11 protein-coding genes are annotated in these 12,496 nt (G+C 58.7%); 5 read left to right on the top strand and 6 right to left on the bottom strand.

All coding sequences use genetic code 11. From position 1 onward, the window contains the following. The 3 genes from ACO6TG_RS08630 to ACO6TG_RS08620 all read right to left on the bottom strand — a co-directional run bounded on the left by ACO6TG_RS08630 (position 1) and on the right by ACO6TG_RS08620 (position 3,769). Positions 1-975, bottom strand: a complete 975-nt coding sequence (locus ACO6TG_RS08630) for an ABC transporter permease (RefSeq protein WP_422377796.1) — start codon at positions 973-975, stop codon at positions 1-3. Between the two features lie 14 nt (positions 976-989). Beyond that, positions 990-1,961: an ABC transporter permease gene (locus ACO6TG_RS08625; protein ID WP_094072039.1), complete on the bottom strand. Its 972-nt coding sequence runs from the start codon at positions 1,959-1,961 to the stop codon at positions 990-992. A gap of 221 nt (positions 1,962-2,182) precedes the next feature. Beyond that, a complete protein-coding gene (locus ACO6TG_RS08620; RefSeq protein WP_422377795.1) occupies positions 2,183-3,769 on the bottom strand; it encodes an ABC transporter substrate-binding protein in 1,587 nt (528 codons plus the stop codon). 595 nt (positions 3,770-4,364) lie between these two features. Here ACO6TG_RS08620 and ACO6TG_RS08615 point away from each other — a divergent pair. The 3 genes from ACO6TG_RS08615 to ACO6TG_RS08605 all read left to right on the top strand — a co-directional run bounded on the left by ACO6TG_RS08615 (position 4,365) and on the right by ACO6TG_RS08605 (position 7,832). Next, the gene (locus tag ACO6TG_RS08615; protein WP_422377794.1) at positions 4,365-5,195 is read left to right on the top strand and encodes a nitroreductase family protein; all 831 of its coding nucleotides are present in this window, start codon (positions 4,365-4,367) and stop codon (positions 5,193-5,195) included. Between the two features lie 252 nt (positions 5,196-5,447). Next, positions 5,448-6,545, top strand: coding sequence for a carboxynorspermidine decarboxylase (locus ACO6TG_RS08610; RefSeq protein WP_422377793.1), 1,098 nt, complete (start codon positions 5,448-5,450; stop codon positions 6,543-6,545). Between the two features lie 48 nt (positions 6,546-6,593). After that, the gene (locus ACO6TG_RS08605) at positions 6,594-7,832 is read left to right on the top strand and encodes a saccharopine dehydrogenase family protein (RefSeq protein ID WP_422374724.1); all 1,239 of its coding nucleotides are present in this window, start codon (positions 6,594-6,596) and stop codon (positions 7,830-7,832) included. 111 nt (positions 7,833-7,943) lie between these two features. Here the strand turns inward: ACO6TG_RS08605 and ACO6TG_RS08600 are convergent, their stop codons facing one another. The 3 genes from ACO6TG_RS08600 to ACO6TG_RS08590 all read right to left on the bottom strand — a co-directional run bounded on the left by ACO6TG_RS08600 (position 7,944) and on the right by ACO6TG_RS08590 (position 9,899). Continuing rightward, the gene (locus ACO6TG_RS08600; protein WP_198338420.1) at positions 7,944-8,120 is read right to left on the bottom strand and encodes a hypothetical protein; all 177 of its coding nucleotides are present in this window, start codon (positions 8,118-8,120) and stop codon (positions 7,944-7,946) included. Next, positions 8,120-8,698 carry a DUF697 domain-containing protein gene (locus ACO6TG_RS08595; RefSeq protein ID WP_422377792.1) on the bottom strand — a complete coding sequence of 193 codons (579 nt, stop codon included), beginning with the start codon at positions 8,696-8,698 and terminating at the stop codon, positions 8,120-8,122. The genes ACO6TG_RS08600 and ACO6TG_RS08595 overlap by 1 nt, the downstream gene beginning before the upstream one ends. Positions 8,699-8,792: 94 nt before the next feature. After that, the gene (locus ACO6TG_RS08590) at positions 8,793-9,899 is read right to left on the bottom strand and encodes a prohibitin family protein (protein ID WP_422377791.1); all 1,107 of its coding nucleotides are present in this window, start codon (positions 9,897-9,899) and stop codon (positions 8,793-8,795) included. A 280-nt stretch (positions 9,900-10,179) separates the two neighbouring features. Here ACO6TG_RS08590 and ACO6TG_RS08585 point away from each other — a divergent pair, with 280 nt between their 5' ends. Beyond that, the gene (locus tag ACO6TG_RS08585) at positions 10,180-10,857 is read left to right on the top strand and encodes a class I SAM-dependent methyltransferase (protein ID WP_422377790.1); all 678 of its coding nucleotides are present in this window, start codon (positions 10,180-10,182) and stop codon (positions 10,855-10,857) included. Between the two features lie 167 nt (positions 10,858-11,024). Then, entirely contained in the window at positions 11,025-12,398 is a 1,374-nt protein-coding gene (locus ACO6TG_RS08580) for an NtaA/DmoA family FMN-dependent monooxygenase (RefSeq protein ID WP_422377789.1), read from the top strand. Positions 12,399-12,496 lie beyond the last annotated feature (98 nt).

Raw genomic sequence — 12,496 nt, 5'->3', positions numbered from 1 at the left:
CTATCGCAATTTCGGGTTCAGGACGTCCCGCAGCCAGTCTCCGAACAGGTTCACGGAGAGGGCGAGCGCCAACAGGGTCAGGGACGGGAACAGCAGGATCCACCATTCACCGGAGAGAATGTATTGCCGGCCGACATTGATCAGCGTTCCAAGGGACGGTTCGGTTTTCGGTGCACCGACCCCCAGGAAGCTCAGGGTGGCTTCGGCAATGATGGCCAGGGCCAGGCTGATCGTGGCAATCACCAGGATCGGTCCGGTCACGTTCGGCAGGATGTGGCGCAGCATGATGCTCCAGCGGGTGAGACCGATCAGGTGGCCGGCCTGCACATATTCCTTTTGCCGTTCGACCATCGTCGCGCCGCGCACCGTGCGTGCAAACTGCACCCATTCCGACAGGCCGATTGACAGGATCAGGACCCAGATCGCCATTTCGTCCCGCAGGTCCGGCGGGATGAGGCCCTTGCCGATGCCGTAGAGCAGCATGGCGACCATGATGGACGGGAAGGTCATCTGAATGTCGGCGATGCGCATGATGACGCCGTCGAGCCAGCCGCCGACATAGCCGGAGATGAGGCCAAGCACCACGCCGAGGGTCATGGCGAACAGAACCGCAACCACGCCGACAAAGAGCGAGATGCGCAAGCCGAACAGGATGGTGGAGAAGACGTCACGGCCCTGGTCGTCGGTACCGAGCAGGAAGTAGTCGCCGGTAAAGTCGTTGGCCGACATCGGCTTGGTGAAGCCGTTCATCAGGTTGAGGCTGGCCGGGTCGAACGGTGTGTAGGGCGACAGCAGCGGAGAGAAGACCGCGCCCAGGACCAGCACCGCGAAGACGATGGAGGACACGATGATGACCGGCGCCGACTTGTAGGAGTGCCAGACGTCGGACTGCAACCAACGTTGCAGAAAAGTGGTCGCGACGGCTTCCTTGAATTCGGGCCGGGCCGACGCGCCTTTTGGGGTTTGAATATCCATGATGCCTCTTGTCCTCAGCTGTTGCTCACACTGAGACGTGGATCGATGGTGAAATAGAGCAGGTCGACGATCAGGTTGATGGTCACAAAGATGACCGCAACCAGCAGCAGATAAGCCGACATGACGGGAATATCGACGAAGCTCACCGCATTGAGGAACAGAAGACCAACGCCGGGCCACTGGAAGACGCTTTCGGTGATGATCGCGAAGGCGACGATCGAGCCGAATTGCAGTCCGGTGACAGTGATCACCGGCACCAGCGTGTTCTTCATGGCGTGACCGAAATTGACCGTCTTCTGGCTGAGACCGCGGGCGCGGGCAAACCGGATGTAATCGGTCCGGAGCACCTCGAGCATTTCGGAGCGTACCAGCCGCATGATCAGCGTCATCTGGTAGAGCCCGAGCGTGACGGCGGGCAGGATCATCGACTTGAAGCCGTCCCATGTCAGGATGGCAAGATCGACACCAAGGAAACTGCGCGTGTCACCGCGTCCGAACGATGGCAGCCAGCCGAGATTGACGGAAAACAGCCAGATCAGAAACACGCCGATCAGGAAGGTCGGCAGCGACACGCCGATCAGCGAGGACGTCATGATGAAATTGGCGATGTAGCCATCTCGTCGGATGGCCGTGTAGACCCCTAGCACGAAGCCCAGCGATATGGCAATCACCCCGGAAAGAAAGGCCAGTTCCAGAGTGGCCGGAAGGCGTTCCAGGATCACTTCGCCGACCGGCAGGCCGGCCCGGTAGGAGACACCGAAATCGCCGGTCAGGGCGCGTTGGAAAAAGCGCACATATTGAACGATGAGCGGATCGTTGAGGCCGAGCCGTTCTTCCAGTTCGGCGCGGTCCGCGACGGTGGCTTCCTGTCCAAGCATGTTCTCGAGCGGATCGCCCATGAACTTGAACATGGCAAAGGAGACGAAACCAACGGCCATGAGAACAAGCAGGGCCTGGCCCACGCGCCGGATGATGAATGCGAGCATTTTGTATATGCCAATCGAAAGACTGTGGCGTCGGCAACAGTCTGCTGGAGTCCATCGATAGGGATGCAATTGCTGTTCGGTGACGGTCAGGCCTGATGCGTTTCACGGGCAAGGTGCAATTCACCCGTCGCAGGTCTCTGAAGACATGCCGGCACGTCTGAGCAAAATCACGGAAACCGTGCCGGCTGAAGAACAGCCGGCACGGTCGCCGCTTTCACGACTTACTTGCTGAAGGTCATGAATTTGAAGTGCGGCTGATCTTCCGGCTGAACCGGGAAATCGATGTTGCCCTTCATGCCCCAGTTCAGAACCTGGTTGTGGATCGGCAGGTACAGGGTCTCTGCTTTCACCGTGTCCCAGATCTCGCCGAGCGTACCGTTGCGGACTTCGGAGTCGGTCTCGGAAGCCAGGCTCTGGATTTTGGCGTCAATGTCGGCGTTGGAGTAGCGGGTCGCGTTCCAGGAGCCGTATTTGTCGGTGGTCGTGTGAACGAGGAAGTTGAAGATATACTCGGAATCAAACGTCGGAACGCCCCAGCCGAGCATGTAGAAATCAGTTTCCTTGTTCTTGATCAGCGGGAAGTGCTGGGCCTTCGGCTTGGCGTCGAGGTTCACCTTGATGCCGATCTGGCCGAGCATGCCGACAGCTGCCTGACAGATCGCTTCGTCGTTGACATAACGGTCGTTCGGGCAGTTCAGCGTCAGGCTGAAGCCATCGCCGTAACCGGCTTCGTCCATCAGGGCCTTGGCCTTGGTGACGTCATACTCCGGATAGGCGTCCAGCGCCTCGCTCCAGCCGTTGACGAACGGCGGCATGATGACGCCGGTCGGAGCGGACTGGTCGCGCATGACGACTTTCTTGATGGCATCGCGGTTGATCGCGATGTTCATCGCTTCACGCACGCGCTGGTCGGCCAGCGGGTTCTTGCCGTCAACGCTGTCGCTGGTCAGGTCCGCATCACCCATGTTCATGCCGAAGAAGATGGTGCGGTTCTGGGCGGCGGTGCTGAGCTTCAGACCATCGGTTTCAGCCACACGTGCCAGATCCTGCACCGGAACGTCCTGGATCAGGTCAACTTCACCGGAGAGGAGGGCGGAGACGCGGGTCGCGCTTTCCTGGATCGGGGTATAGATGATTTCGGTGACTTCCATCGGGAACTCACCCTTGCCCCAGTAGTTTTCGTTCTGCTTCAGGACCGTCTTGGAATCCTGCTTGCGGCTTTCCAGAACGAAGGCACCGGTGCCGTTGACAGAGCGGACGCACGGGTTGTCGCCGCCATTGGCAACATCCTGCGGTGCTTCACAGCCATTGGAAACGGTCCAGTCGCTGTCCATGATGAACAGGTTGGTCAGGTTGTTCGGCAGAAGCGGGTTCGGGCCGTTGGTCTCGATGTGAACGGTCAGATCGTCGACCTTGCGCACGTCCTTGATGGACGCCAGCAGTTCCTTCATGGCCGAAGTCGGCATCATGGCGCGCTTGAAGGAGAAAACGACGTCGTCGGCGGTCATGTCTTCGCCGCCATGGAACTTCACGCCTTCACGCAGCTTGAATTCCCAGACATTCGGATTGTCGGTCGGTGCCCAGCTGGTGGCCAGTGCCGGAATGATCTGGGCTTCCATGTCGCGCTGCAGGAGCGGCTCGTACATCTGGTGAGCCAGCGCGTGGGTCGGGCCCTCGTTCTGCGCATGCGGATCAAGCGTCAGCGAGTCGCCGGCGCGTGCCCAGCGAAGCGTTTCGGCATTGGCCGCGCTCAGACCGGCGCAAAGCGCCACACTGGCCGCGGTCAGTTTCAGGAAAGTCTTGGTCATGTAGTTCCCCTCGGTTTTGCCTGGGCCGGTTTTTCCGGCGTGATCTTATGGCGATCCCCAGCCTTGCTTTAAGGACGTCTTCGCGGCCGGGTTGGTGTTCTCACATGATGTGGCCCGTTCCCGCGATATCCTGTTGGTTAAAAAAGCGTTCCGACTTTCGAGAGTCAAGCGATAAGTATATCTACGCAGCTGACGTTACGTGCAATTTCGTTCCTCTGAAACGCAAGTTCGGGAACAATCTGATGTGCCTGTCCCCCAAACATTGCTTTGCCGGATGTTTTCTGCCGTTGGGGCCAGAGGGGGTTAGGCTTTCCGGCATAAAAAGTTCACGGGAATTTGAAACAAAAACCGAAAAATCCGAAAGCAGATTTGCTCCTGTTGAGAAGCGACAAATGCCAATTATGGTTAACGTGTCGAGCGCGTGTGCGGTTGGTTGTGTCAACTGGTCTCGGAATTCCATGAGTTGCGCGGCGACTTTTCGACCTGTTTCAGGTCTCTCGGCTCGTTGGTGCCTGCCGTGCATTGTCTTGCCGACAGCTCCTGGGGCGCCAATTCACCTGTTGCACCGTCTTCCAATTTCAGTCCGGGTGGGGCCATGACAAAACTTGCGGAACAGTTCGAGCACCGTTTTGGGGAACCGTTTGATCCGGACCGGTTTCCTGAAGCTGCCGGCGTTCTCGCCGGCATGCTCGCACGCGGCTCCTGTCGCGACTTTGAACCCAGGACAGTCGACGCCGAGCTCAGCCGGCTGTTATGCGCAGCAGCGCTGGCGTCGCCGACAAAGAGCGACTTGCAGCAGCGGGACATCATTCTCGTGCGTGACCCGAACCTGAAAGCCGACCTTCTTGAACTGGCCGGTCCGGCGTCCTGGTTTGCCAACGTGCCGAACCTTGCGGTCTTTTGCGGCAACAACCGGCGTCAGAGACAGGTGCACGACCTGCGCGGGCATCCGTTCGTCAATGACCATCTGGATGCGTTCTTCAATGCAGCCGTCGATGCAGGTATCGCACTCGCCGCCTTCGTCATGGCTGCCGAGGCAATCGGCCTTGGCTGTTGTCCGATCAGCGCGGTCCGGAACGAAGCCGCAAAGGTGAGCGAGCTGCTGAACCTGCCCGACCATGTCTTTCCCGTTGCGGGTCTGGCCTATGGCTATCCGAAGCAGACAGCGCCGACCATCAGTGTCCGGTTGCCCTTGTCCGTGACCGTGCATGAGGACCGGTTCCAGGAAAGTGATCCGGAGACGGTGATTGCCGACTATGACCGGCGCAGAGAGGTCCAGCAGCCTTACGCTGAGCAACGCTCGCCCGAACGCCATGGTCTTACGGCGACATATGGCTGGTCGGAAGACAAGAGCCGCCAGTATTCTTCGCCGGAACGCGACAGCTTTGGGGCTTTCATCCGGGCCAAGGGTTTCAAGCTGACCTAAGGCCTGGTGTGCCGACCGCATGTCAGACAGGGAAGCCGCTGACAGCAGGAGATTTTCCAAACCTGCTTGTCAATGCGGGATGGAGGCGATATCCGTCACGCAAACAGCAAGCCCGGTCCGCGGACTGCGGTCCTGTCAGGCAGATTGACGCCTGGTCAGCGACCTGTTCAAGCGGGACCGAAATCGAAGGGCGTGCCGTCTCTTACCCATACGCAACAAAGCTCGCACAAGGCGGGTTGGACCTGGAGACACATGATCGAGACCCCCTATTACCTGATCGACAAAGCCGGTCTGCTCCGGAACCTGGAAAAGATCGCCTATGTGCGTGAACGTTCCGGTGCCAAGGCGCTTCTGGCGCTGAAATGCTTTGCCACTTGGTGCGTATTCGACTTCATGCGCGAGTACATGGATGGCACGACATCGTCGTCCCTGAACGAGGTCCGGCTTGGCCATGAACGGTTCGGCAAGGAAACGCACGCCTATTCGGTTGCCTATGCCGACTACGAGATCGACGAGGTGATCTCGCATGCCGACAAGATCATCTTCAACTCGATCAGTCAGCTGGAACGGTTTGGCGGCAAGGCGTCCGGCATCGTCCGGGGGCTGCGGCTGAACCCTCAGGTGAGTTCGTCGACTTTCGACCTCGCCGATCCGGCGCGTCCTTTCTCGCGCCTTGGCGAATGGGATGTGGCCAAGGTGGAAAATGTCATCGACCGGATCAGCGGTTTCATGATCCACAACAATTGCGAGAATAACGACTTCGCGCTGTTCGACCGCATGCTCGGCGACATCGAGGAGAAATTCGGCACACTTCTTGAGCGCGTTGAATGGGTCAGCCTCGGCGGCGGGATTCACTTTACCGGCGACGACTATCCGCTGGACCTGTTTTCGGACCGCCTCAAGGCGTTCTCGGAAAAATACGGCGTCCAGGTCTATCTGGAGCCAGGCGAGGCCTCGATCACCAGGTCGACCACGCTGGAGACCACCGTGCTCGATACGCTCTTCAACGGCAAGAACCTGGCGATCGTCGATGCGTCCATCGAAGCCCACATGCTTGACCTTCTGATCTACCGGGAAAGTGCCAAGGTGAGCCCTGATGAGGGCGCGCATTCCTACATGATCTGCGGCAAATCCTGTCTTGCCGGCGACATTTTCGGCGAGTTCAGGTTCCCGGCCGAACTCAGGACCGGTGACCGGGTTTCCATCCAGGACGCAGCCGGTTACACGATGGTCAAGAAGAACTGGTTCAACGGTGTGAAAATGCCGGCCATCGCGATGAAGGAGCTGGACGGCACGGTCGTGCCGGTGCGCGAATTCACCTACCAGGATTACGAACAAAGTCTGTCTTGAGACTTGAACCCGAACACCCCCAAAGTTCCAGGGAAGGTAAGAAACCTCATGAAAAAGAACGTCCTTATCATCGGCGCCGGTGGTGTCGCCCAGGTGGTGGCGCATAAATGTGCGCAGAACAACGATGTCCTCGGGGACATTCACATTGCCTCGCGCACGGGCTCCAAATGCGACGAGATCATCAAGACCGTTCATGACAAGAATGCCCTGAAGCAGCCGGGCGTTCTGGAAGGCCATGAACTCAACGCACTCGACATCGACGCGACCGCAGACCTGATCCGGAGCACCAAATCCGAGATCGTCATCAATGTCGGCACCGCGTTCCTGAACATGTCCGTGCTCAGCGCCTGCCTCAAGACCGGTGCCGCCTATATCGATACGGCCATTCACGAAGAGCCGGGCAAGATCTGCGAAACCCCGCCCTGGTATGCCAACTATGAATGGAAGCGGGCCGAGGAATGCGAAAAGGCCGGTGTGACGGCCATTCTCGGGGCCGGCTTCGACCCGGGCGTCGTCAATGCCTATGCCCGTCTGGCCAAGGACGACTATCTCGACAAGGTCACCGATGTCGACATTGTCGACATCAATGCCGGCAGCCACAGCCGCTACTTTGCCACCAACTTCGATCCGGAGATCAATTTCCGCGAGTTCACCGGCACCGTCTATTCCTGGCAGAAGGGCGAATGGCAGTCGAACAAGATGTTCGAGATCGGCAAGGAATACGACCTGCCTGTGGTCGGCAAGCGCATGGCCTATCTGTGCGGTCATGACGAAGTGCATTCACTGGCCAAAAATATGGACGGCGCGGATGTCCGCTTCTGGATGGGCTTCGGCGAGCACTACATCAATGTCTTCACCGTCCTGAAGAACATCGGCCTGCTCTCCGAACAGCCGGTCACCACGGCGGAAGGGCTGGAGGTCGTGCCGCTGAAAGTGGTCAAGGCCTGCCTGCCGGACCCGTCCTCGCTGGCGCCGGAATATGAAGGCAAGACCTGCATCGGCGATTTCGTGAAAGGGATCAAGGACGGCAAGGAGCACGAGGTGTTCATCTACAATGTTGCCGACCACAAGGAAGCCTATGAGGAAGTCGGCAGCCAGGGCATTTCCTATACCGCCGGCGTGCCGCCGGTGGCCGCGGCCATGCTGATTGCGACCGGCGAATGGGACGTGAAGAAGATGGCCAATGTAGAAGAACTGCCGCCGCACCCGTTCCTCGGCATCCTCAACCGGATCGGCCTGCCGACCCGCATCAAGGACGCCGATGGCGACCGGGCCATCGAATTCTAAGTCTTGCGCAGACACTGAAAGCAAAAGGCCGGCGGCATGGTGTCATGCCGCCGGCCTTTCTTTGCAATCCGTCAAAGGCTCAGGGCTTCGAACCATGAAGCCGGAGATGCCCTATTTCTGGGACAGGTATTTCGGCGGTTCGGTCAAGAGCAGAACGACGAAAACCAGCACCGGCGTGAAAATCACACTGGCCAGAAAACAGCCGAAGGAGCCGAGGCGCGTTTCCCTACCCCGGTAGCCGACGAGCACGCACAGGAACAGGTAAATGATCAGCGGGGCAACATACATCAGGCGGCTTCCGGTTTGTCTTCCGCCACGTCTTCGCCTTTCCTGATCATGTTCTTGAAGTGATCCTTGTAGGCCTGGGCGTCAAAGTTTAGGACGTCGCCACCCGATTCAAAGTGCTGCTGGAACACCTTGCCGACAGCGTAGGTGAAAGCGCCGAGCGTCGCTCCGGATCCCGCGATCCCGAGGGCCGTTCCGACGACGGGAATGGTCTTCATGAAACTTGAGGCGATGAAAGTTCCTGCGCCAACACCGCCAAGGCTTCCGAGAAGTGCCGTGACGGCGGATTTGGCGGCATTTTCCGAGAACGGGACGTCATAGGCCTGTGCAAGCTTGCGGATCAGGTTGAGCTGGGTGCCAATGGCCGCGACGAGGTCGAAAACCGGAATGGGAATGAGGCCGGTGCCCGCGCCGACGATGACATGATCCCGAATGATCTTGTCCGCGCGCTCGGTGCGTTCTTCGGCGGTCATTTCCGCCTGGTCGGTCTTTTCCGTGTTTTCGGCGAGTTTCTCGGCTTCTTCAGCCTTGTCGGCCGATCCTGCCTTGGTGGAACCTGTGCGAGTGGACTTCGTCGTCATGTCACATATTCCTTTCAGCTTGGCAGCACCGCGCTGCTTACTCTAGGTCAGACTAACTTGAGAAGGCTGCGAATTCAATCTTGCAATCCTGAGTTTAGTTTTCATTTTTTTGCTTATTATCCGTGTTTTCCGTCTCTTCGACCCTGGTTTCCATTGGCGGTTCGTCGGTCGCACTGGGGCCGTCGGCGTCCATTTTGTCGTCTGCAGTTTCAGGTGCTTGTGCCTGAGGTGTGTCGGGGAACAGCTTGGGCAGGGTTGCAAAATCCGGCAGCCGATAGTGCTGCGGATTGACGGCTGCCGGGGCCGGCAGGTCCGGCTGTTTGGTGATGTCGCTGCCCAGAATGAGCGGCAGCTGGTCCTCGCCACTGCCAACGATCACGATCTTGCTGTTGTTCGACTGGGCAAGTTCCACCGTCGCCTCGATCCCGCGCCAGGTCAGCAGTTGAGGTGTCAGGGCATCGGCGACAATTGAATAGAAGGTCTGATAGCCGATGGCGTCGATACGCTTGCGTTCGGCCTCCTTGCGTGCCTGTTCAAGCACGTAATCATAGGCGAGGGCGTTCTGTTCTTCGGTCAGTTTTCGCGAGATGGCCTGATTGAGTTCCTTCGGCAGCTGGATGCGGCGGAGAATGACCTGCTCGAAAATGACCATGTCCTGTTCATTGGAATCGATAGCCTCCATGACCTCGGTTTCCAGCCGGGTCAGATCCACCTGGTAAAGTTCGTGCGGATCATATTTGCCGATGACGGAGCGGATGGCCTCGATCGCGGTTGGCCGGACGAAGCGTTCCGCATATTCGGGGCCGATGGCCTTGTGAAGCTTGCCGGCATTTTCGGCTTTCGGGTGAAAAAGCACGGAAATGTCACTGGTGATGCGCAGTCCGTCGGCGGCAAGCCCGTGAACGGTGTCGTCCTGCTTCTGCACACGGACTTCATACCGGTAGACCCGATTCCAGGGCCATTTTGCATTGATGCCTTCGGTGTAAACAAAGCTGGTATCGGTGCCGGTTGTCAGAGTGCGGAAGAGGACGCCGACCTCACCGGGGCCGATGATGAAGAAGGTCAGGGGCCAGAGCACAATGGAAGCGAAGCCGAGCAACATCAGGTAGGCAATCGCCTTGTCCGTCCGGCTCAGCCCGTGGCGTTTCCGGGGCTTGCCCGCCACGGCCTTTGCTTCAACCTCGTCATCAGCAACGTTCATCCGGAACTCCCTGAAAACGGACCGGTGTGTCGGGCCGCCCGGCTGATCTCACTGTTCAAAGCCGGCATAAAATCAAGGCCTCTCAATGCCTTCCGGTGCACAGCCGGCCAGGGCACAAGCTGCAGACTTGCAAGAAAACCCCTGTGTGGCAAGCGGGATTGTTGCACTGGTCAAAGCTGGAATAATTTGCTTAAGTCGTCTTGCATTGCGTTGCGTCATCGCAACTTGTGGTTAATGGCCCGGCCGAGGTGCCGGGCTTTCGAGACTGAAGGAGCGGGTGGTGGCGTCCAGTTCGGGAACATTCAGTTTCGACCGGCGCGAACTAAGCCGGTTCCTCTACGATCTCTACGATTACGAGCCGAAGATGTTGCGCCGCCTGATTTCGGCGCGGCCCTATGTCTGCCCTTTCGATGAGATCGAACGGCATGTGCCTCAGGGGGCCAGGCTGCTTGATGTGGGGAGCGGGAATGGTGCGCTCTTGGCGATCTTGCTCGCCGCGGGCAGAATTCGTGAAGCGGTTGGTTGTGACGTCCATGAAGGTGCGCTTGTCTCTGCGCGCACGGCAACCGGGCGCACGGGGCAGGGTGGCCAGGTGGCCTTCCGGAAAATTGATGGGTTTGAAGATCTTCCCGGCGAGCAGTTCGACGTGGTGACAATGATCGATGTTCTGCATCACATTGCCGAAAAGGATCGGGCCAGGGCCGTCGACCAGTCCTTGGAGCGGGTGGCTCCAGGCGGGATTTTCCTGTTCAAGGATATGGTCGAAGGGCCCTACTGGCGCCGCCTGGCGCATAATCTCGACGACTACATCTTCTCCGGTGAATGGGTGACGCAGGTCAAGACAGCCGAGTTGAGGAAGCAGGTGTTGAATTCAGGATTTGACCTTGTCGAAGATATGGAAATACCAAGACTGTGGTATGGCAATACGCTTCTGGTTTTCAGGAGGGTAAGTAAATAAACTGCACGTCTTTGACTTGTCAGTTTGTTAAGGAAATTTAACAAATTTTTTGGTGGAAAATCAGCGGCGTGATTTATCTTGCCGTTAAGGAAAGAATGTGGAGACTGAAAGGATGCAATTTAAAGTTTAAGTGAGTCGTTCCTTCTAACGCCTTGAAGGGGGCCGAATTGGTTTCAGATATTGCCAGTCGCCGCATGTTCCTGGCCGGGTATATCCTCGTTCCCGGCAGTCACTTCGCCGGGATGTGGCGGCACCCTTACAGCGAGACCGACTATTGCGATCCGGACCTGTTCAAGGACACGGCCGTCACGCTGGAGCGCGGCGGGTTTGATCTGGCGTTCATTCCTGAATCCCTGAGCGTGACGACCGGCCTGAATGACGACTACGAAACCTTCCTGAAGCGCGGCGCAGTTGGTGCGATCCGGCATGATCCGAGCCAGCTCGTTTCACTGATGGCTTCCGTCACACAGTCGCTCGGCTTCACGGTCACCCTGTCCACGACCTTCATGGAACCCTATCATCTGGCGCGCACCTTGAGCACGCTGGATCACTTCAGCCGCGGTCGGATCTCCTGGAATGTCGTCACGTCAGCCGGTCCGAGCAACGGGCACAATTTCGGTCACTTCCCGAAACTCACGTCTCCGGAATCCTATGACAGGGCCGAAGAGACACTGGAGATCTGCAGAAGCCTCTGGCAGTCCTGGGACCAGGACGCCATGGTCGCCGACAAAGCCGCCGGGATCTACGCAGATACCGACAAGGTCAGACCGATCGATCACGACGGAGACCTGTTCAAGTTACGCGGTCCTTTATCGCTGCCGGCAGGCCCTGCCGGAGAACCGATCCTGATGAGTGTGGGCGTCTCGCCGCGCGGCCGGGATTTTTCCGCAAAATGGGTGGACGTCATCTTTGCGATCCAGGCCGACGCGGACGGCATGTCCGAGTTGCGCGCCGATGTGCGCCGAAGGGCGGCTGAACTCGGTCGCGATCCGGAGAAACTGTTTCTTCTGACGGCGGTCCAGCCCGTGATCGGCGAGACGGAAGCCATCGCCAGGGCGCGGGCTGACTATCTGGACGAGCTCATCCACACCGACGTCGCCGTCGCGTTTCTGTCCGGCATGCTCGGCCTTGACGCAACCGGGTTTTGCCCCGAGACACCGATTGAAGATGTGCTGAAACGCGCCAACGGGCCGTCGGCTCAAAAAGCGGCCGTGGACGGCGGTGCGGCGTTCCCCTGGCTTGAACGGATCCGGCAGGAAGATGCGGACCACGACTGGACGCTCGGCGAGATTGCCATCCGCATGGCGCGCAGCACTTCAACGCCGCGTCTTGTCGGGACGCCCGAGCAGGTGGCCGACCAGCTGGAAAGCTATTTCCTTGCCGGGGCCTGCGACGGTTTCGTGATCACCCCAACCCATTTTCCGGGAAGTTTCGACGAGTTTTCCCGGTCGGTCGTGCCCATCCTGCGCGAGCGAGGACATGTGGCGGAGGCGGCTTCGGGACCGCTCTCCCTCAGACAAAGACTGGGACTGCAAACCTGAAGAGACCGGCCCCGCGGTATCAGCGGGGCCAACGCAAACCTGTGCATGTGATCTGGCGAGCCTCCAACGGAGTTGATCTGAATGGCGCCCCGCGACCC

It is taken from the genome of Roseibium sp. (assembly GCF_965233565.1).
Classification (GTDB): domain Bacteria; phylum Pseudomonadota; class Alphaproteobacteria; order Rhizobiales; family Stappiaceae; genus Roseibium.
This window is presented reverse-complemented; position numbering and strand designations above follow the sequence as displayed.

What these genes read in the sequence shown, in the direction of transcription:
- ACO6TG_RS08595 (WP_422377792.1), bottom strand. Translation starts at nt 8,698, where the DNA reads ATGACGACGAAGTCCACTCGCACAGGTTCCACCAAGGCAGGATCGGCC.
- ACO6TG_RS08600 (WP_198338420.1), bottom strand. Translation starts at nt 8,120, where the DNA reads ATGTATGTTGCCCCGCTGATCATTTACCTGTTCCTGTGCGTGCTCGTC.
- ACO6TG_RS08630 (WP_422377796.1), bottom strand. Translation starts at nt 975, where the DNA reads ATGGATATTCAAACCCCAAAAGGCGCGTCGGCCCGGCCCGAATTCAAG.
- ACO6TG_RS08605 (WP_422374724.1), top strand. Translation starts at nt 6,594, where the DNA reads ATGAAAAAGAACGTCCTTATCATCGGCGCCGGTGGTGTCGCCCAGGTG.
- ACO6TG_RS08615 (WP_422377794.1), top strand. Translation starts at nt 4,365, where the DNA reads ATGACAAAACTTGCGGAACAGTTCGAGCACCGTTTTGGGGAACCGTTT.
- ACO6TG_RS08620 (WP_422377795.1), bottom strand. Translation starts at nt 3,769, where the DNA reads ATGACCAAGACTTTCCTGAAACTGACCGCGGCCAGTGTGGCGCTTTGC.
- ACO6TG_RS08590 (WP_422377791.1), bottom strand. Translation starts at nt 9,899, where the DNA reads ATGAACGTTGCTGATGACGAGGTTGAAGCAAAGGCCGTGGCGGGCAAG.
- ACO6TG_RS08625 (WP_094072039.1), bottom strand. Translation starts at nt 1,961, where the DNA reads ATGCTCGCATTCATCATCCGGCGCGTGGGCCAGGCCCTGCTTGTTCTC.
- ACO6TG_RS08610 (WP_422377793.1), top strand. Translation starts at nt 5,448, where the DNA reads ATGATCGAGACCCCCTATTACCTGATCGACAAAGCCGGTCTGCTCCGG.